General features: G+C 35.1%; 18 protein-coding genes. 4 read left to right on the forward strand and 14 right to left on the reverse strand.

The genetic code is table 11. The features are described 5' to 3' along the window. The first annotated feature begins 6 nt into the window (after nt 1-6). Nucleotides 7-753, forward strand: coding sequence for an SDR family NAD(P)-dependent oxidoreductase (locus K8344_RS01690; protein WP_237606555.1), 747 nt, complete (start codon nt 7-9; stop codon nt 751-753). Between the two features lie 13 nt (nt 754-766). Beyond that, nucleotides 767-1,546 (forward strand): glucose 1-dehydrogenase, encoded by a 780-nt coding sequence (locus K8344_RS01695; protein ID WP_237606556.1) that lies wholly within the window; start codon nt 767-769, stop codon nt 1,544-1,546. A 753-nt stretch (nt 1,547-2,299) separates the two neighbouring features. Here the strand turns inward: K8344_RS01695 and K8344_RS01700 are convergent. Beyond that, a complete protein-coding gene (locus tag K8344_RS01700; protein WP_338144584.1) occupies nt 2,300-2,620 on the reverse strand; it encodes a cation:proton antiporter domain-containing protein in 321 nt (106 codons plus the stop codon). A gap of 198 nt (nt 2,621-2,818) precedes the next feature. Between K8344_RS01700 and K8344_RS01705 the strand changes: the two genes are divergently transcribed. Together K8344_RS01705 and K8344_RS01710 are read left to right on the forward strand one after the other, a co-directional pair. Beyond that, the gene (locus K8344_RS01705) at nt 2,819-3,925 is read left to right on the forward strand and encodes a mechanosensitive ion channel family protein (RefSeq protein ID WP_237606558.1); all 1,107 of its coding nucleotides are present in this window, start codon (nt 2,819-2,821) and stop codon (nt 3,923-3,925) included. Nucleotides 3,926-3,978: 53 nt separating this feature from the next. Further along, nucleotides 3,979-4,920, forward strand: coding sequence for a YeiH family protein (locus K8344_RS01710; RefSeq protein WP_237606559.1), 942 nt, complete (start codon nt 3,979-3,981; stop codon nt 4,918-4,920). 91 nt (nt 4,921-5,011) lie between these two features. On the opposite strand, the gene K8344_RS01715 is transcribed toward K8344_RS01710, so the two are convergent. The 13 genes from K8344_RS01715 to K8344_RS01775 form a co-directional block, all read right to left on the reverse strand. Further along, the gene (locus K8344_RS01715) at nt 5,012-6,400 is read right to left on the reverse strand and encodes an NAD(P)(+) transhydrogenase (Re/Si-specific) subunit beta (protein WP_237606561.1); all 1,389 of its coding nucleotides are present in this window, start codon (nt 6,398-6,400) and stop codon (nt 5,012-5,014) included. Nucleotides 6,401-6,467: 67 nt separating this feature from the next. Beyond that, nucleotides 6,468-6,776, reverse strand: a complete 309-nt coding sequence (locus K8344_RS01720; protein WP_237606563.1) for an NAD(P) transhydrogenase subunit alpha part 2 — start codon at nt 6,774-6,776, stop codon at nt 6,468-6,470. A 3-nt stretch (nt 6,777-6,779) separates the two neighbouring features. After that, nucleotides 6,780-7,913, reverse strand: a complete 1,134-nt coding sequence (locus tag K8344_RS01725; RefSeq protein WP_237606564.1) for an NAD(P) transhydrogenase subunit alpha — start codon at nt 7,911-7,913, stop codon at nt 6,780-6,782. 29 nt (nt 7,914-7,942) lie between these two features. Beyond that, nucleotides 7,943-8,323, reverse strand: coding sequence for a hypothetical protein (locus tag K8344_RS01730; protein ID WP_237606565.1), 381 nt, complete (start codon nt 8,321-8,323; stop codon nt 7,943-7,945). Nucleotides 8,324-8,417: 94 nt separating this feature from the next. Continuing rightward, nucleotides 8,418-8,834: a GreA/GreB family elongation factor gene (locus tag K8344_RS01735; protein WP_237606566.1), complete on the reverse strand. Its 417-nt coding sequence runs from the start codon at nt 8,832-8,834 to the stop codon at nt 8,418-8,420. 99 nt (nt 8,835-8,933) lie between these two features. Further along, nucleotides 8,934-10,229 carry a Glu/Leu/Phe/Val family dehydrogenase gene (locus tag K8344_RS01740; protein WP_237606567.1) on the reverse strand — a complete coding sequence of 432 codons (1,296 nt, stop codon included), beginning with the start codon at nt 10,227-10,229 and terminating at the stop codon, nt 8,934-8,936. A 398-nt stretch (nt 10,230-10,627) separates the two neighbouring features. Further along, nucleotides 10,628-11,944 carry a sigma-54-dependent transcriptional regulator gene (locus K8344_RS01745; RefSeq protein ID WP_237606568.1) on the reverse strand — a complete coding sequence of 439 codons (1,317 nt, stop codon included), beginning with the start codon at nt 11,942-11,944 and terminating at the stop codon, nt 10,628-10,630. 7 nt (nt 11,945-11,951) lie between these two features. Continuing rightward, the gene (locus K8344_RS01750; protein ID WP_237606569.1) at nt 11,952-13,040 is read right to left on the reverse strand and encodes a sensor histidine kinase; all 1,089 of its coding nucleotides are present in this window, start codon (nt 13,038-13,040) and stop codon (nt 11,952-11,954) included. Nucleotides 13,041-13,205: 165 nt separating this feature from the next. Continuing rightward, nucleotides 13,206-13,739, reverse strand: a complete 534-nt coding sequence (locus K8344_RS01755) for a lipid-binding SYLF domain-containing protein (RefSeq protein ID WP_237606570.1) — start codon at nt 13,737-13,739, stop codon at nt 13,206-13,208. 129 nt (nt 13,740-13,868) lie between these two features. Continuing rightward, nucleotides 13,869-14,222 carry a DNA gyrase inhibitor YacG gene (locus K8344_RS01760; protein WP_237606571.1) on the reverse strand — a complete coding sequence of 118 codons (354 nt, stop codon included), beginning with the start codon at nt 14,220-14,222 and terminating at the stop codon, nt 13,869-13,871. 107 nt (nt 14,223-14,329) lie between these two features. Next, nucleotides 14,330-15,220 carry a DUF6268 family outer membrane beta-barrel protein gene (locus tag K8344_RS01765; protein ID WP_237606573.1) on the reverse strand — a complete coding sequence of 297 codons (891 nt, stop codon included), beginning with the start codon at nt 15,218-15,220 and terminating at the stop codon, nt 14,330-14,332. Nucleotides 15,221-15,278: 58 nt separating this feature from the next. Further along, nucleotides 15,279-16,769 carry an aminotransferase class V-fold PLP-dependent enzyme gene (locus K8344_RS01770; protein ID WP_237606575.1) on the reverse strand — a complete coding sequence of 497 codons (1,491 nt, stop codon included), beginning with the start codon at nt 16,767-16,769 and terminating at the stop codon, nt 15,279-15,281. A 20-nt stretch (nt 16,770-16,789) separates the two neighbouring features. Then, the gene (locus K8344_RS01775) at nt 16,790-18,883 is read right to left on the reverse strand and encodes a protein-disulfide reductase DsbD family protein (RefSeq protein ID WP_237606576.1); all 2,094 of its coding nucleotides are present in this window, start codon (nt 18,881-18,883) and stop codon (nt 16,790-16,792) included. Between the last annotated feature and the right edge of the window lie 159 nt (nt 18,884-19,042).

Below are 19,042 nucleotides of genomic sequence, written 5' to 3' on the forward strand. Positions count from 1 at the left end.
TAAAATATGAAAAATTTAGAAGGTAAAGTAATCATCGTTACAGGTGGCGCGGCAGGAATTGGTGGAGCAATGACCACAGAATTCACAGAAAGAGGGGCCTCAGTAGTAGCCGTAGATTTGAATGAAGAAGCTGGAAAGGAAAAAGTTGCCTCTAATCCGGAGAAAATAGCATTTTTAAAAGGAGATATCTCTAAGGAATCTATTGCAAAGGAAGCTGTAGAATTAGCTGTTTCTAAATTTGGAAAACTCACAAGTTTGGTAAATAACGCTCATGCCTCTCGCCAAAAACCACTTTTAGAACTTACCGAAGAGGATTGGGCTTTATCTATGGATACTGGTTTAAAAGGCACCTTAAACTTTATGAAAGCCGCTTATCCAGAACTTAAAAAAACCAAGGGATCTATTGTAAATTTTGGTTCTGGTGCAGGATTATTAGGTCAAAAAAACCAAGGAAGTTACGCAGCTACTAAGGAAGCTATTAGAGGTTTATCACGAGTGGCTGCTAATGAATGGGCGGAAGATGGTATTAGAGTAAATGTAGTATGTCCACTTGCATTTACCGATGGCGTAAAACAATGGAAAGAAAATTTCCCAGAACAATACGAAGAAATTATCAGTAAAAACCCAATGCATCGATTTGGAGATCCCCAAAAAGACGTAGCGCCAATTATTGCCTTTTTATTAGGTGAGGATAGTCAATATATGACTGGCCAAACTTTGATGGCAGATGGTGGAGATATAAAATTGAGATAAAAGGTATAGCTATATGAATCCAACAGAATTATTCAATTTAAAAGGAAAAACCGCAATAGTTACAGGCGGTGCTAACGGAATCGGGAAGGCGAGTTGCGAAATGCTTGCAGCTTTTGGCGCTAAAGTTGTTGTTTCCGATTACAATTTGGAGCAAGCCAAAAAAACTTCAAAAGAAATTAATGACAAGGGCGGAAACTCTATTGCTATTGATTGCGATGTAACCAAAGATGAAGCATTGGTAAACTTAGTAGATAAAACCATGGCTGAGTATGGGAGTATTGAAATTTTGGTAAATAATGTTGGTGGCGGTGGTGCAGGTCGAGAAAGCCCCTACGATATCGAGGTAACACAGTTTCAAAAAGTATTTGAAATGAACGTTTTTAGCACGTGGCGCCTGTGCCAATTGGTTGCACCGCATATGAAAAAAGCAGGTTACGGAAGCATTATTAATATGTCTTCCATGGCTTCTATCAATAAAAGCCCTGCCATAAGCGCCTATGCGTCATCAAAAGCAGCCATAAATCACATGACACGCAATTTGGCTTTCGACTATGGTCCAGATAATATTAGAGTAAATGCCATAGGTCCGGGTGCTGTAAGAACAAATGCTTTAAAAACAGTTTTAACTCCTGAATTGGAAAAAGCAATGTTGAAACACACACCTATTAACAGGCTCGGGGAAGCCGAAGATATAGCAGGTGCTGTTTTATATTTCGCAGCCCCAATATCCAGCTGGACTAGCGGACAAATTATTTTCATCAATGGTGGAGGAGAACAAACGTTAGATATGTAGAAATTAGTGGGAGCTTATGTAAACAAAACTTTTTGAATCCTGTAGAAGAAAACTAGTCAACCAAAAAACCACCTGCATAGCAAGTGGTTTTTTAATTTTAAATTACTTTAAACACAGAAAATTAGACCTTTCCTTCTTGCAGTATAAAAGTTAGAATTCCGCCAACTATTAAGATATAACTGCCAATAGTTAAGTTTGCTTTTTCACTTATAAGGAATTTTACCACCTTAGCAATATCCTCTGGAGTTCCTGTTTTTCAACGTGGTGTTAGTTCTGTCATTTTATTTACTCTGTCTGCATGTTCTTCCCGCTGCTTTGAGTTCCATAGGAGTCATAATCACTACAGTTGATACTAAGACAATTTGCGCACCTTTTTGTCCTATTCTAAAAGCATCCTATTGAAATAGCAATACTCCTCATTTGGCGGAATAGTATGGCTGATAATAGGTGAAAACATTTTTTGGCGTTTACCCGCTTCCACTAACTCCCGCTGTAGCGATAATTCCACTAAAATCTCCCTGATTAAGAGCGTAATTTATCAACTTTTCAATATCATCTTTTTTAGTAATATTACAAGCTGTCACAACCGTATCATAACCTTCTTTTGTTAGGATCTATACTGCTTTATCAATAGCAGCATTGGAATAACCGGTAGTTACTAATTTATGGCCTTTCTATGCTTTGGAATAAGCAGTTCCAATTCCTCCTGTTTCACCAGGAATTACCATTGTTTTTTTCTTATTTTTAGTTTAGTCAATTAGATAGTAAAGGATGAGTAGCAAACATAGTTGCGGTAAGCAGCCTCGAATTTACATCGAAACCTAAAAAGTAATGACATACTGGAATGCCAAGGGCAGGTGGAATTGAAAACGTGAGAAATCCAAAAATTATACTTTTATTCTTGGTGGCTTTAAACTCGTTTAAAACCAATTCCGATCCAGCAATAAAAATGATATATAAAAGCCCAATAGTTGAAAATACATATACAAACAGACTATATTCTAATAAATTTAAACCTTCAAGGCCAATAATAATTCCTAATACAATCAAGCCCATAATTCCAGGGACTCTGATTCAGTTTAATACAACAGAAGCTTATAAAATAATAAATATACTTTGTGCATGGCAATTGTGTTACTATTCAACATTGTTATAAAGTTACATTTAAATTAACTACTAACTTATTGTCTCATTGAATTCAAGACCCTAACAATAAAAGGCATAAATTTGCAATCTACAAGTACTTGTAAGAATTTGAAATATACAATTGACATGCTTGATTTTTTTGAGTCGAATAAAATCGAATTGATTTACGCCGTTATAGTTATTATAGGTGTTTTTATTTTGCGCTTTTTAACTGGGGTTCTTCACAAACGAGTAGTTCTCGCTGAAGAAAAGAGATTTCCAGGGATGAAGTCTAATGCTATTACCTTAATTAAAAGAATTTTAAATTCACTTTGGTTGGTATTGGGTCTAATGGCCCTTATATTTTTGTTTTTTGCTGAGGCTTATAAAAAGCTTCAAGACGATTTTAAAATAATAATTTATTTAGGAATTGTAGCAGTTATCACTATAGTAGCAGCTTCGTCTGTAAACCTATGGTTTAGAAGAGCAATAGAGCGAAAAACTGTTGAAAATGAAGATCCTACTGCTTTTAAATTTCTTCGTTACGTTGTAGTTTTCACTGTTTATACACTTGGGTTATTAATCGCTCTATTGGCATTTCCTTCTTTAAAAGGTGTGGCACAAACAGCATTGGGAGGCGCAGGAGTTATTGCTTTAATTGCGGGTGTTGCTTCGCAAGAAGCTTTGGCAAATCTTGTAGGAGGAGTTTTTATTATATCGTTTAAACCCTTCAGAATTGGCGATATAATTAAGGTTACCGATACTATGGTAGGTACCGTTACCGATATAACATTGAGACACACTATACTTCGGAACTTTGAAAATAAAATGATAGTAATCCCCAACGCAATTATTAATAAAGAAAAAATTGTTAATTACGATATCGGTGATATTAAAATCTGTGAACGTATAGAGTTTGAAATATCTTATGAAAGCGACCTAGATCTAGCTAAGAAGATTATGCAAGAGGTATGCGAATCACATCCATTAATTCTAGACAACAGGTCGGAAATCGATGTTTTAGATGGAAAACCTATTGTACGTACTGCATTAGTTTCTATTAACGCTTCAACCTTGTCTGTTCGTGCTTGGTGCTGGGCTAGAAATTATAGTGACTCCTTTAATTTAAGATGCGACATTTTAGAACAAGTAAAAAAACGTTTCGATGTTGAAGGTATAGACCTAGCCTATCCGCATACCACCGTTGTCTTTAAAGATGAAGAATTGTTTAAAAACAAAAAGCCGGAGGGCTAATACTTCAATTTTCATATTTCTAAAACTTAATTGTAAATTTCATTTTACCTGTAATGGAAAAAATTCACAATGAATCAAAGACTATTGTAAAAGTTGCTTTTATAATTATTATGGTGCTATGTATTTCAGGATATGTAAGCAGTCCATTAGCTTTAGTAGGTGGATTTCTATTCTCTTACTTTCTAGGGCATCCTTTTTTAACATTAAATAGTAAAGCAGTTAACTGGCTTTTAAAAGTTGCCGTTGTCGGTTTAGGTTTTGGAATGAACCTTAAGGAAACTTTAGCTGCCGGAAAGGACGGTTTTTTATTGACTGTTTTCTCTATCATTGCCACTTTATTTGTCGGCTATTTAGTGGGAAAACTCTTAAAAATGAATCGAAAAACTAGTCACTTAATTAGTTCAGGTACGGCAATATGTGGTGGAAGTGCAATTGCTGCGGTTTCACCTGTAATAAATGCTTCAGAAAAAGACATCTCTATTTCATTGGGAGTGATTTTCTTATTAAACTCTATTGCTTTAATCGTTTTCCCACCTTTAGGTCATTTGCTTGGTCTTAGCCAGCATCAATTCGGACTTTGGTGCGCTATTGCTATACACGATACAAGCTCTGTTGTAGGGGCTGCATATGCTTTTGGGGATGAAGCCTTAAAAGTGGCTACAACAGTAAAACTTGCTAGAGCCCTTTGGATTATTCCGCTTGCATTAATATCGGTTTATTTATTCAAAGGAAAAGGGAAGAGCGTGAAAATTCCTTATTTTATATTCTTATTTGTCTTGGCTATTATCTTGAATAGTTATTTACCAATACCGGAAACAATCACTACTAGTATCACAGGTATTTCAAAATCACTATTAGTACTTACCTTGTTCTTAATTGGGGCCGGACTTTCTATAGATAAAATCAAGTCTGCTGGATGGAAGCCCATGATACTCGGCTTTAGTCTATGGGTTTTTATTTCGGTTAGTGCTATAGTAGCCATCCTGAGTTTGTAACCTCAACATCAAAAATTTTTATAAAAAGACTCTGCGTCTTTCCAATTATTTAAATCGCAAAGACGCAGAAAAATTTAAGTAATATATAGTATTAAATTAACTTAAGCTGATTTATTATCTCTTGTAGAGAAACCTTCGCATCGCCAAAGAGAATACTACAATTGTCAAGTCCAAATAAATCGTTTTGAACTCCTGCATAACCTTTTCCCATGCTTCGTTTCATAACCACAACTTGCTTACTTTCATGAGCTCGTATAATTGGCATTCCGTAAACAGGGCTATCTGGATTGTTTTCGGCAGCTGGGTTTACAACATCGTTAGCTCCAATAACTAAAACCATATCGTATTGCGACATATTTTCGTTACCCTCATCCATCTCTTTTAAACGAGAATACTCAACGTTTGCTTCTGCAAGTAAAACATTCATATGCCCTGGCATTCTACCTGCTACCGGGTGAATAATATAATCTACTTCACAATTTCTTTTTTCTAACATCTGTTGTAGTTGCCCGCAGGTGTGTTGAGCTTGTGCAACAGCCAAACCATAACCCGGAACGATTGCTACTCTTTGAGCAAACGAAAGTGCTAATGCCGTTTCTGAAACACTTATACCTTTAATTTCCTGCTCTTCTTCTACAGCTCCTCCTTTGCTCTTTTTAAAAGTCCCAGCAAGTACTTTCATTAAAGAACGGTTCATCGCCTTACACATTAACAAGGTAAGTAAAATACCTGCAGCTCCAACAAAAATACCACCTGCAATCATCACTTTATTACCGTAAACAAATCCGGCGAAAGCTGTTGCTATACCTGTAATACTATTTAACAGAGATATAACCACAGGCATATCTGCTCCACCAATTGGCAAAACGAAAAGCACACCATAAACCATTGCAATAACAGCTAAGATGTACATAAACACAGTAAATTCAACAGGGATAAATCCGATAAAATAAAGCCCTGGAAGCAAAAACATTAAAAGTAAAAGAAATCTTGCTGAAAATATTACCAACTTAGTACGTCTGTCTTTTACTTTACCTGCCAGTTTACGCTCGGCAATAATACTACCCGTAAGAGCTACAGCTCCCGTAATTAAACCTGAAATAAGAAGAATTTTATTGCCTAATATGGCTGTTGCAGCATCCATTTGATTGGCTTCTACTAAACCTAATAACATTGCACACCCACCCCCAGTAGCGTTAAACAGCGATACTAATTGCGGCATACCTGTCATTTCAACTTTATCTGAAAGCCTTTTACCTACTACAGTACCAACTGCGATAGCTAAAAATAATATTATTAAGTTAGTATAGGGTACCGTTTCAGTTACAGCCGAAATAAATGTGATTACAACGGCTAGGGTCATCCCCGAGGCAGCTATAAGGTTACCGGTTTTTGCATTTTTAGGAGAACTCATAAATTTTAATCCACCTAAAAAGGAAAGAGTTGCTAATAAATAACCTATTTCAATGATTGCTTGCATTGGTTTTTTTAATTTTTGGGAATTAGTTGGAAAGAAATCGGATTTAAAGGAAAAGGGTTTAATCCTTCTATTTGCTATTTTCTTTTTTAGGACTAAACATTTTAAGCATACGTCCGGTTACAAAGAAGCCTCCAGAAATATTCAATGTTCCAAGAAAGACTGCAATACCTCCTAAAGTAAGATTGAGGTAATCGTCTTCTGGAACTTTTAGCATAACTATAATAGCTCCTACTAAAATAACACCACTAATAGCATTAGCACCAGACATAAGTGGTGTGTGTAGAATAGCAGGTACGTTTGAAATTACTTCAATGCCAATAAAGACACAAAAAATAACAAAATAAATTTCTTGAATGTGTTGGTTGATGAAATCCATAATTTAGACTGGTTGGAATTTATTGATGAAATGTGGGTGTGTCCATTCTCCATTGTCCATAATTTTAGAACCGGATAACAATGGATCATCTACTGAATTTTCAGCTTTTTGTTTGTATTTTAAGAAAGAGAAAAAGTTATTGGATAGTAATTTTGAAGCTGCTGTAGGTATATCGGCCGAAAGGTTTGAGTTCCCAATAATTGTCACTCCATTATGTTCAATTGTTTCCTGGTTTCTAGAAAGTTCACAATTACCTCCTTGCTCTGCTGCGAGATCTATTATTACACTTCCAGGCATCATTGCTTCTACTGAACGAGTTTCAATTAGTAAAGGTGCTTTCCTCCCAGGAATATTTGCCGTACTGATTACAATATTTGCAGTTCGAATATGATTGTGGATAAGCTCTTTTTGCTTTTTCTGATATTCCTCGCTCTGTTCAACAGCATAACCTCCAGCACTAGAAGATTCGGTATAACCTTCAACTTCTATAAAAGTTGCACCAAGGCTTCGCACTTCTTCTCCTGCAGATTTGCGGACATCAAAAGCTTCTACTACCGCACCCAAACGACGAGCTGTTGCAATAGCTTGTAGTCCTGCAACTCCAGCACCTAAAATTAAAACTTTAGCAGGAGTTAGTGTTCCCGCTGCTGTAGTAAACATTGGAAAAACTCCATTGTAAATTTCAGAAGATTTTATAACCGCTCTGTAGCCGGCCAATGAAGCCATAGACGAAAGTACGTCCATAGATTGCGCCAAGGTAGTGCGAGGCAATAAATCTAAACTATAGACGGTTGCTTGGTAATTTTTATAATTATCAAATTTAGTATCGTAAAATAATGGATTAAAAATACCGATAAAACAAGTATTTTTCTTTATTTCAACTTCACTAGAAGTATGGTTAATAGATATAATGGTATCCGACTTTTCAAAAATACTTTCTCGCTTCGCGCAAGTTGCTCCAGCTTGTTCGTATTCCTCATCTTTAACCTGAAGCGAGTCACCAAGTCCTGACTCAAAAAGAACATTATATTTTAACTCTGCCGTTAGGCGTTTTACTTCTTTAGGCAATAAACATACCCGGGTATCATTATGGGTTTTTAAAATACCTATAGTTTTGGCTTGAGTGTTTTCGCTCATATGTGAATTGAGTTTTCGGTTTTAAAAAATTATTTTAATAAAACGCTAAAATACTCTTCTTTTACTTTTCTATAGTTTGCTAAATGTTGCATATAGTTTTTTCTAAATTTTTCGTGTTCAGACACAAAAAACATATCACATTCAACATCTTCACACTCAGCAGCTCTAGGTAAACCATCTTGGTACTTTTGAAACTCTATTATCTTTAAATTGTTTACTTCTTTTTCTTTTAGGAATTTCTCTAGCACAGCTTGTGACTCTTCCTTGGTTGTAAGTTGGGCTTTTCCTAGATCTACTAGATTAGTGATTTCTTTCCCAATGTAATTTAAATGATCTAACCAGTTTTCAAGCTCAACATAATTGTTTTTATAAGCTATTGATTCAGGGGAATCGTGATTGTAAATCTGCATGATACTCTTTTTTTTTAAGTTTATTAGAGCAGTTAATTACAAAAACTCATTTGCAACTAACCACTCTTAAATTATTTAAAGGTCTTGCCTTTTATTATAACAATACGTCTATATCTATTGGTTTTTCTGCTTGGTTAACACTTGTAATCAGCAGTTCTTTTGAACCATTTGGAAATTTCCAAATAACAGAATCGCCTTGTGCATAGCCCATTACAGCTGCACCCATTGGAGCTAAAATCGAAATTTTATTTGCTACTATATCACGTTCGGTAGGAATTACCAGTTGAAATTGATTTTCCCAAGTAACAGATTTAACTGTAACTACACTGTTAAAGCGAATTACATCATCAGGCATTTCATCGTTATCGCAAATACGAGCTACGGTCATTTCTGTGCTCAATTTTTTCAACGATTCTTTTGTGTTTTCGTCCTTATAATAACCGGAAACATTTAATAGACGCTTTAAAAAGACGTATTCTTTTTTTTCTAATATCAAATTTCCATATTTCATGGTTCCTTTGTCTGTTTTAAAAAAAGATAGTTCATCACAGTGCTTTATAAAAAACAATATGTGAGGAGGACGAACTATCTTTTATTAGTTGGTAAAAGATTATGGAAATATACCTCTAAGTATATAAGCTTTTTCAATACGCTCAATGGCTATACTAAAAGCTGCTGTTCTCATATCTGTTTTATTTTCTTCTGTGTAATTAACAACTTTCTCAAATGAAGTACGAAGTTTCTTCTCCAGCTTTTCTAGAATCTCATCCATTTGCCAAAGTTCTCCATTACGATTTTGAAGCCATTCAAAATAACTTCCTATTACACCTCCTGAATTACATAGAATGTCGGGAATAATAGTTATTCCACGTTCCATTAATATTTTTTCTCCTTCAACATCTGTAGGACCATTTGCTCCTTCAGCAATTAAAGTTGCTTTTACAGTATGTGCATTATGCTTAGTAATTTGATTTCCTAATGCCGCCGGAATACAGATATCGCAATCTATACTGAAAAATTCTTTACTATCAAATGGTTCGGCTTCTGGGAAACCTAAGATGCTTCCATTGTTTGAAATACTATAGTTAAATAAATCTTCAGTAGAAATACCTTCTTTATTTTGGACACTTCCAAAAGCATCTTGTACACCTACCAATTTGGCGCCTTCTATTTCTAGGAAATGTGAAGCCCAATAGCCCACATTACCAAAGCCTTGAACGATGTACTTTTTTCCTGCTAAACTAATATTATTCTTTTCTGCCCAGAATTTAATTGTTAAGAAAACACCATAACCTGTTGCTCGATCACGACCTTCTAAACCACCACTTCCTGTTGGCTTTCCTGTAACAACGTGCTGGTTTTTTGAGCGTTCACTAGTACTTTTAGTACTCATATAAGTGTCGGCAATCCACGCCATTGTTTGTGCGTTAGTATTTACATCTGGAGCAGGAATATCGTGCTCAGGTCCTATATTTTCACCTAAAGCATAAGTAAACCTACGGGTAATACGCTCTAATTCATTCTTAGAATACTTTGAAGGATCTATTTGAATCCCTCCTTTTGCACCTCCATAAGGCAAACCTGCCAACGAAGTTTTCCAAGTCATCCACATCGCTAAGGCACGTGCAGCATCAATATCTACAGTAGGATGGTAACGAAGACCTCCTTTGTATGGCCCAAGTGCATTGTTATGCTGAACTCGATACCCCGTAAATATTTCCACATCGCCATTATCCATACGTACTGGAAAATTTATAATAATTTCGGTGTTAGTAATACTGAGGATTTTGCGAACATTTGGATTCAGATTTATAACATCTGCTGCGTGATTGAATTGCTCCAACACATTGTCCAACATCCCTCTTTTTAATGGCTTTGGTTTTTCCACTGTTTGTTCGTTTATCATTTTAAATAATTTTAATTAGCCGCCATCTCTGGCTTCCTTTTTAGTAAAGGCTTCGGTGCGTTTTGCTGAAATTTCTCAAAATCGCTACAGATAAACACCAAGCTTGGATTATGCGTAAACACAAAATAAGTAACGTATGAACGTTTGATAACAAAAATTTTTTATGCTTTCTCCTGCTTATAAATTACTTAGATATTTTATCGGCAAGGCGCGTGCCATCTATTATTTTATAGTCATAAATTTACACAAACATTTGAAAGAACAGGCCTTTAGACAATTTTTTGCAATAAAAATTTAAGCTATAGTCTGAGGAGAAATTTCTCAGGTGGGGAGAAATTCCCCACCCTAAAATAAAAGGTGGTAAGAAAGGTATGACGTTTTTTGAAAGACTCTAACTACTATTCTTTAATTTTACCACGAAGTGTCTTTCGGTCGATATTGAGAATTTCTGCAGCCTTGGTTTGATTATTATTTGTAGCCTCTAGCACTTTTTGAATATAAATCTTCTCCATTTCTTTTAAAGAAAGTAAATCGCTATCAGGAAAGTCTATCTTATATTTAAGTGTTTCAGGTAAGTCTTTTACACCAATTGTTCGGTCGCACATAATTACCGCACGCTGGATTACATTTTCCAATTCACGAATATTTCCAGGCCAATCATACCGCTGTAATAAGGCTTGCGCATCAGAATCTAGAGTAACGTAACGATCTTTATATTCATTTCCATATTTAAATAAAAATTTATCTGCTAATAACGGAATGTCTTCTTTACGCTCGCGAAGTGGTGGTACATTTATTTCTACAACTGTTAATCGATAAAAAAGATCTTCTCTAAAAGTCTCCTTCCCAATCATTTCTTTTAAATCGCTATTTGTTGCTGCAATTACACGAACGTCAATTTTTTCTGATTTTCTTTCACCTACTTTCATCACCTCCTTCTCTTGTAAAACTCTCAAAAGTCGAGTTTGAACAGATAAGGGCGCATTTCCAATTTCATCTAAAAAGATAGTACCACCTTCAGCAGCCTGAAAAAAACCATCGCGGTCTTCATTAGCTCCCGTAAACGCTCCTTTTACATATCCAAAAAGTTCTGATTCTAATAGGTTTTCAGGAATTCCTCCACAGTTTACCGCAATAAACGGCGCACGAGAAAACTTACCATTATAGTGAATAGAACGAGCTACCAACTCTTTTCCTGTTCCACTTTCACCACTTATAAATATTGTAGCCTTATTGTCTTTTACCCTATCAATTATCTGAAGTACGTTCTTTATTAACTGACTCTCCCCGATAATTTCATTGTATCTATTTGTGTCAACTGATTCCGTAATTTTCTTTCGTTTAGATTTGGCTGAAAGTGATTTTAGAACCCCTTGTTTTAATTCTTCTTTGGTGAAAGGTTTTACCAAATAATCTACCGCACCAGACTTAATAGCTGAAAGGGCATCTTGAATGGAAGGGTAGCCTGTAACCACCAATTTGGGCATATTAGGATAGTGTTCTGAAACAAATTGAATAAGTTGGAATCCATCCACTTCGGGCATTTTTAAATCGGTAATGAGCAAGTCTATTTCCGTGTCGCGCAAGATAGCCACTGCTTCTTTAACCGAAACAGCCTTATACGTATGATATCCTAACGAATGTAGATGCCGCTGAATAAGCTCAAGGATATTTATATCATCATCAACTATCAATATGTTTTCCTTATGCAACATCTGTTTTTTAATGTTTTTGAAATGTAATTACAAAAATAGCACCTCTAGGATTATTATCCTGATAGTCTATGGTAGCACGGTGACTTCTTATAATTCCGTGTACAACACTCAACCCAAGTCCTGAACCATCTCCAACAGATTTTGTAGTATAAAAGGGCTGAAAAATTTTGTCGACATTCTCATCTGGAACACCAGGACCTTCATCAGAAATTTTTAAGATTATACTTTTATTTTTCTGTTCCAATGCAATTGTAATTAACCCATCTTGAGGAGAAAAGTAAATGGAATTTAAAGTTAAATTAAAAATTACTTGAGTAAGCTGAATAGTATCGGCCTTAAGCATAACTGCCTCATCAGGAAGTATTAACTTACACCTAACTTCGTTCTTTTTAAACGTAGGATCAAGTAAGTTTACGGCATCTCTAATTACAGGAACAATGTCTGTTTGATCTAGGTTTTGTGGCATTTCACAAGCAAAAAACATCAGTTTCTTAACAACTTCTCTTGAGAAAATCGCGCTATTAATTATTTTATCGAGGTCTTTGCTGGTTTGAGTGTTTTCAGTCTCTTTACTTTTTAATAATTCTGCAAAACCAAGAATATTAGCAAGAGGGGTATTGAGTTCGTGAGCAATTCCAGCAGTAATTTCACCCAAAATACTCAATCGGTCTGCGTGTTCCATTTTTCGCTTTAGAACCGTTTCATTTTCTCGAATTGACACGCGCTCTAACAAATCACCAACATTAATGGCCACAGTATCCAACAACTGTTTTTCTTCTTTTAAAAAATCTTCATTAGAATATTTATTCGACGGATAGTGCACTTTAATATACCCATTCGACTCGTTAAAAACTTTAATATTGCTTTCAATGGTGACACTGGTTTTAGGTAGCGCATTTGAAATAAGATGAAATGGATGCGAGTTTATTTCAACAGTAGTGTGTTTATTAAATTGAAAAGACTTCCTAAGACTCAATACAATCGAGTATAGCGTTTTATCTAATTCGTTATAATCGTTGTTTACAATTATAGACGAAACCTCATACAAACAGGTGAGTTCTTTGAGACGCTCGGTAAGATTTTCTTCTGGTGTCATAAAAGATAATAGATCTTTTTCAAAGGTATCAAAATAAAAGGTTCGTAGGGTTTTAGTAGTGATTTCACTTCAAAAAACCGAATAAAAAAACTGATTAAGACTTCAAAGAGGTCTTAATCAGTTTATAAAAAATGCCTTAAGTTTTATATCTATTATGAAAATAGATTAATCGAAAGGTCTAAATTCAAATTTTTGTCCTCCAACGGAAACCTCAGCCATTAATCCTTCTTTCGGAAGTGTAAATACGGCTACACCATCGGTATATGTTACATCAAATGAAGGTGGACTTTGATTTACAGCAATGGCTGATAAATTCGATCCAAAACGAAATTTATTACTCATAAAGTCTTCAACCGCTTTGTCCGTTTTTAAGAAAATAATTTCCCTAAATGCTTTTCCTCCAATTTGTGCTCCCACATCAAGTTGTTTCATACTGGCCATACCTACAAGTTCACCTTGTTTGTAAACTGCTCCATTACCAGATGCGGCGCCAATAATTACAGCTCCTTTTCCTACATTTGGAAAAATTACATAGGCTTTTGCATCATCAAAATAACGTTGTAGTTTTGGATTAACTTCTAGAAAAGCAGCTTTCGCATTTTCAGCATCTGCAACTACCTTTTTATCATCGACAGCTTGCGCAAATAATGATACACTTAAAAACAGCATCATTACCATTAATATGTTTTTAGTTTTCATAATCTTACTATTTCTATTTTTTATTTATATCTAAAATTACATCTTTTACAAAAAAGGATAGGTTAAAAGAGTGTTAGATTAAATATAATTATATGCCAATAAGCATTTAAAAAGGAGGGGTAGCAATATTTATTTAAGATCTTTTTTTACTAAAAGATAGAAGTTATTGTCTAATGGAAGATACCCTTGATCGTATAAATAATAATAGGTAGAACCTGATTTTGTGGTATAAGTACTTGTGAAGTATTCAAAACTAAACCCTTTTCTTTGAAGTGTACTTTTTGTGGTTTTGGTTTTATCTTCCTTATTTAACTCTTCGAGAATACGATAGTTTTTACGGAGTCGGTTATTTATATTTCTAACTAAGTTTTTACTGTCCTTATTAAGAGAGTTATTATAGGAATTACGACAAGCGTCGCTGCAGAATTTCTTGTCTGCGCGACCTATAATTTTACCCCCGCATTCTGGACATTTTCGCTCCATAGTCTAAATATAAAAAATTCAAAGATCAATTTCCAATTTAAAAATTTGAAAGTCAGTTATTTTAAAAATTTATCTCTCAATCTATAGGTTATAATTGTGATTAATCATCACTTTATATGAAATCTATAAATAGCTTCCAATTTCAAAAATACTCCGCCACTTAAAGTAGGGTTTAATTGGATTCTATTATCGCCGAAACTAAAGGCAGAAAGACCTAAATCAATCTTTTCGCCATCGTTATACATTTCATATTTATTGGTAGAATATCCAACCTTTGCACGTAGCAACACACTTTCTTGTAAAGCATTAAATTGTAAATAACTTGCAAATTCTAATGAACTTAAATCGGCGTAAAGTGTTTTATCGTTTTCATATTGAACATTATAACTGCGACCAATTCCAAAGTAGTCAATTCCTACGGTTGTAGCACCTAGCTTGTAACTAACATCGGCTGTAATTGGCAGGCTCATATCCATTTCAAATCGTTTGTTTGGGCTTAAATAATACCATCCTAAAATAGGAGTAGTAAATAACCCAAAAGCTTCTTGAGATCCATAAAACCCGAAGCGATAGATAAGATTTTCATTCTTTTTCAATTTTAACAAAGCAAAGGCACCAAGAAAAAAGTCATCACTAGAAATATCATGGTAATCTGAGGACAATTTAGGCAATAAAACTATTGTTGTACTCCATTTTTCAGACCATGTAGAGGCCATTCCTACTTTTAAATTCGTGCTGTAAAGATTTGAAAATTCTGATTCGGGAAATAATTGAACCTTGTTAAAGCTGAAATCCGCTCCAATAATTAATGCGTGGTTTGCATTCAAGACTAAAGGAAATGTGAAGCCAACATCAAAAAACTCAACATTTGTATCGCTGTCGGTATCTTTAAAATTATTATTTAAAGTTTGTCCATATCCCATTCGGAATAGATCCACATATTCTTGTGCAGAAGCTGAAAATGGAAACAGAAAAACGAGAAGTAATAGTTTTTTCAATATTTGTAGAATAAAATGGTAAGCTTGTTTATCGTTTTAAAGATAAAATAAATATTTACTAGAACGTAAACCAGTCCTCCATTTTATTATCTACCACCTCATTAATATGAATATATTCGTTGCTCTTAGAATTGTATTTATAGTCTTTACTCCAAGTTGGAAAGTTTTCTGCTAATTGTTTTAAGGCCTCACAGACGTATAATACTTCTGCATTGGTTGTTGTAGGGCTAAAAGACATTCTTATCCACCCTGGTTTATGCGATAAATCACCAGCGTCTATTTCACAAGTAATATTATTTGAAGTTTCTTGATCTACGTGAAGCAAATAATGACCATAAGTACCTGCGCAAGAACAACCGCCACGAGATTGTATTCCGAAATAATCATTTAAAATTTTCACGCCAAGATTGAAGTGTAAATCATCTATATAAAAACTAATTACCGCCAATCTATCTTGAATATTTGGTGCTAGTATGTTTAGATTTGGAATTTTATTGAGTTTTTCAAAAACAATATCTAAAATTTCGTGTTCGCGTTTTAAAATATTGTCAACTCCCATTTTTTCTTTCAAACGGATTGAAAGCGCCGTGCGTATAGTTTGTAAAAATCCTGGAGTGCCGCCATCTTCACGAGTTTCAATGTCGTCGATATATTTATGATTTCCCCAAGGGTTTGTCCATGATACAGTTCCTCCTCCTGGGTTATCGGGAATAGAATTCTTATAAAGATTATTATTAAAAATTAGCACACCACTACTTCCAGGACCTCCCAAAAATTTATGCGGTGAAAAAAATATCGCATCTAAGTGTGCACCTTCTTCTTCTGGGTGCATATCAATTGAGATATAAGGCGCAGAACAAGCAAAATCTACAAAACAAAGGCCTCCTTGCGCGTGCATCAATTTTGCAATTTCGTGATATGGCGTCTGAATTCCTGTTACGTTTGAGCAAGCAGTAACTGCAGCAATCTTTAAAGGTCGATCTGCGTGTTTTTTTAAAATTTCTTCAAAAGTTTCTAGACAAACCAGAACATCGTCATTCGGTGGAATTACCACAACATCTGCTATAGTTTCTAACCATGAAGTTTGATTGCTGTGGTGCTCCATATGAGTTACAAAAACCACAGGTCTTATTTCATCAGGGATATTAGTGTACTTTTTAATATTCTCAGGGATTTTCAATCCAAGAATACGTTGAAACTTATTTACAGCTCCTGTCATTCCGCTACCAGATGTAATTAATACATCATTTTGGTTGGCGTTAACATGCCTTTTAATAATGTTTCTAGCCTCGTGGTAAGCTCTAGTCATAGCCGTTCCCGTTACAGATGTTTCGGTATGCGTATTAGCTACAAAAGGCCCAAAGTCGTTTAGAAGTTTTTCTTCAATAGGCCCGTATAAACGACCACTTGCCGTCCAGTCGGTATAAATTATCTTTTTGCTTCCGAATGGCGAAGTAAAGCTCTGATCGATACCAACAATATTATTTCTGAAAGTCTCAAAATACTTTTCCAGCGCGCTAGCCTCTATATTTTTTTCAGAAGATTTCACCGTCTAAAATTTAAATGTTATTAGTTATCGAAAGCACCTACACCATTTTGAAGCCAATCGTAATACTCCTCGATATCTGGAGTATAACCTACTGGGTCTATTAAATTTTCCTCATTGTGATCCATTAACACATAGAATGGTTGAGCATTGGCTTTATATCTTAAAATTTGGAATTCACTCCATTTTTGACCGATATACTTCAACTCCTTTCCAGATATTTCTGAAATATACTTTTCGCCTTCTGGCAATGGTCTTTTATCATCAACATATAGCGAAATAAGAACTATGTCATTATTCAGCAACTTTAATACTTTAGGTTCACTCCAAACGCGTTCTTCCATTTTACGACAGTTTACACAAGCGTGGCCCGTAAAATCTACCAATACAGGTTTTCCAACTTTTTTAGCATATGCCAATCCAGTTTCATAGTCGTGGAATGCCAAAATATCATGTGGTCCAAGATGAGCTCCTTCAGGGAATTCAGCTGTAGCAGCGCTTCCACCAGCACCTAATTTTGTGTAACCCACACCATAAGGAGATTCGCTATATTGCATTGGAGGTGGGAAACCACTAATTAGTTTTAGAGGAGCACCCCACAATCCTGGTATTAGATAAATAGTAAATGCCGCGACAATTAATCCAATGCTTAGACGCCCTACGGATAATTTGTCGATAGGCGAATCGTGTGGTAATTGGAATTTTCCGAACAAGTAAAGCGTTAAAGCTCCAAAAACAGCAATCCAAATTGCTAAAAACACCTCTCTTTCTAACCAATGTAATTGAAGAACTAAGTCTGCGTTTGAAAGGAATTTAAATGCTAATGCCAATTCTAGGAATCCTAAAAATACTTTTACTGTGTTTAACCATCCACCAGACTTTGGAAGTGAATTCATCCACCCTGGAAATGCTGCGAACAATGCAAACGGCATGGCTAACGCTAATGAGAATCCGAACATCCCAACAAAAGGAGCAATTCCCCCTTTAGAGGCAGCTTCTACTAGCAATGTTCCAATAATAGGACCTGTACATGAAAAAGAGACAATGGCCAATGCCAGTGCCATAAAGAAAATTCCGATTATACCACCTCTATCTGCTTGTCTGTCTACTTTATTTGCCCAAGAGTTAGGAAGCATTATCTCAAAAGCACCTAAAAATGAAAGTGCGAATATTACTAGTAATATGAAGAAAAAGAAGTTAAACCAAACATTTGTTGACAAGGCATTAAGTGCATCAGCTCCAAAAAACCAAGTTACAATCGCACCTAAGAATACATATATTACAATAATTGCAATACCGTAAATAATAGCGTTTTTAATTCCCGCTGCTCTAGATTTACTTTGTTTTGTAAAAAAGCTAACGGTCATTGGTATCATTGGGAATACACAAGGTGTAAGCAATGCAGTAAACCCAAAAAGGAAAGCAACAACAAATATCGTCCAAAGTCCTTTACTCTCTTGTTTTTTAGTTTGCTCAACCGCAGCCTTAGACGAATTTGATGATTTTGCCGCTCCTTGAATTGTATCCGTAGTAGTTACATTTTCTAGAAAATCGGTAGAGGAAGGAACAATTTCTTCAACATTATTTTCTTCCTCTTTTATGTCATCAGGCTTAGAATCATCTGTATTCACAGCTGCTATTGCTGAATCTGAATCTTTTTTAGGGTCAGGAATTTTAAAAATAAGATCTACATAGTTTGGTGGCAAACAACGCGTATCGTCACACACCATAAATTCAACTTCACCTTTTACAGTTGTTCCTTTATCTCCTGTTAACTGTACGCGTTGTGTAAATGTAGCAGTGTTTGAGAAGAAAGTAATTACCATATCGAACACAGGGTCAAGTTCTGTAACTCCCTTCCCTTCTTTTACTTCACCTATGGTTTTATAGGCCTTGTTTTCTTCAAAAGTAAAAACAGTTGGTAGCGGACCTCCCTCAGGAACTACTTGTGAATAAAGATGCCATCCACCTTCAATAGTAGCTTTTGAAATTAAATCGTATTCAGTTTCTGATATTTTTTTTACGCTAGTAGACCATTTTACTGGGTCTAATATTTGAGATTGAACTGTAGTAAGCGAAACAATGGTTAAGAGGAGGTAGAGAAAAAATTTGTTCATTTTAAATTTTTGAATTTTTCCCAAAAAACCGATAGCCAATGAACTACGTATTTTTATTGGGAAGTTTATTACAAGTCACTAAAATTTTAAACCCTAAAAAGGTAATCCACAAATATATTGATAACTTCCGTTTTCAATTACTAAAATTTAAATATTCTA

Source organism: Aequorivita xiaoshiensis (assembly GCF_022008395.1).
Taxonomy (GTDB): Bacteria; Bacteroidota; Bacteroidia; order Flavobacteriales; family Flavobacteriaceae; genus Aequorivita; species Aequorivita xiaoshiensis.

What these genes read in the sequence shown, in the direction of transcription:
- K8344_RS01720 (WP_237606563.1), bottom strand. Translation starts at nt 6,776, where the DNA reads ATGGATTTCATCAACCAACACATTCAAGAAATTTATTTTGTTATTTTT.
- K8344_RS01750 (WP_237606569.1), bottom strand. Translation starts at nt 13,040, where the DNA reads ATGACACCAGAAGAAAATCTTACCGAGCGTCTCAAAGAACTCACCTGT.
- K8344_RS01705 (WP_237606558.1), top strand. Translation starts at nt 2,819, where the DNA reads ATGCTTGATTTTTTTGAGTCGAATAAAATCGAATTGATTTACGCCGTT.
- K8344_RS01690 (WP_237606555.1), top strand. Translation starts at nt 7, where the DNA reads ATGAAAAATTTAGAAGGTAAAGTAATCATCGTTACAGGTGGCGCGGCA.
- K8344_RS01725 (WP_237606564.1), bottom strand. Translation starts at nt 7,913, where the DNA reads ATGAGCGAAAACACTCAAGCCAAAACTATAGGTATTTTAAAAACCCAT.
- K8344_RS01755 (WP_237606570.1), bottom strand. Translation starts at nt 13,739, where the DNA reads ATGAAAACTAAAAACATATTAATGGTAATGATGCTGTTTTTAAGTGTA.
- K8344_RS01715 (WP_237606561.1), bottom strand. Translation starts at nt 6,400, where the DNA reads ATGCAAGCAATCATTGAAATAGGTTATTTATTAGCAACTCTTTCCTTT.
- K8344_RS01710 (WP_237606559.1), top strand. Translation starts at nt 3,979, where the DNA reads ATGGAAAAAATTCACAATGAATCAAAGACTATTGTAAAAGTTGCTTTT.
- K8344_RS01745 (WP_237606568.1), bottom strand. Translation starts at nt 11,944, where the DNA reads ATGTTGCATAAGGAAAACATATTGATAGTTGATGATGATATAAATATC.
- K8344_RS01735 (WP_237606566.1), bottom strand. Translation starts at nt 8,834, where the DNA reads ATGAAATATGGAAATTTGATATTAGAAAAAAAAGAATACGTCTTTTTA.
- K8344_RS01730 (WP_237606565.1), bottom strand. Translation starts at nt 8,323, where the DNA reads ATGCAGATTTACAATCACGATTCCCCTGAATCAATAGCTTATAAAAAC.
- K8344_RS01760 (WP_237606571.1), bottom strand. Translation starts at nt 14,222, where the DNA reads ATGGAGCGAAAATGTCCAGAATGCGGGGGTAAAATTATAGGTCGCGCA.
- K8344_RS01740 (WP_237606567.1), bottom strand. Translation starts at nt 10,229, where the DNA reads ATGATAAACGAACAAACAGTGGAAAAACCAAAGCCATTAAAAAGAGGG.
- K8344_RS01775 (WP_237606576.1), bottom strand. Translation starts at nt 18,883, where the DNA reads ATGAACAAATTTTTTCTCTACCTCCTCTTAACCATTGTTTCGCTTACT.
- K8344_RS01695 (WP_237606556.1), top strand. Translation starts at nt 767, where the DNA reads ATGAATCCAACAGAATTATTCAATTTAAAAGGAAAAACCGCAATAGTT.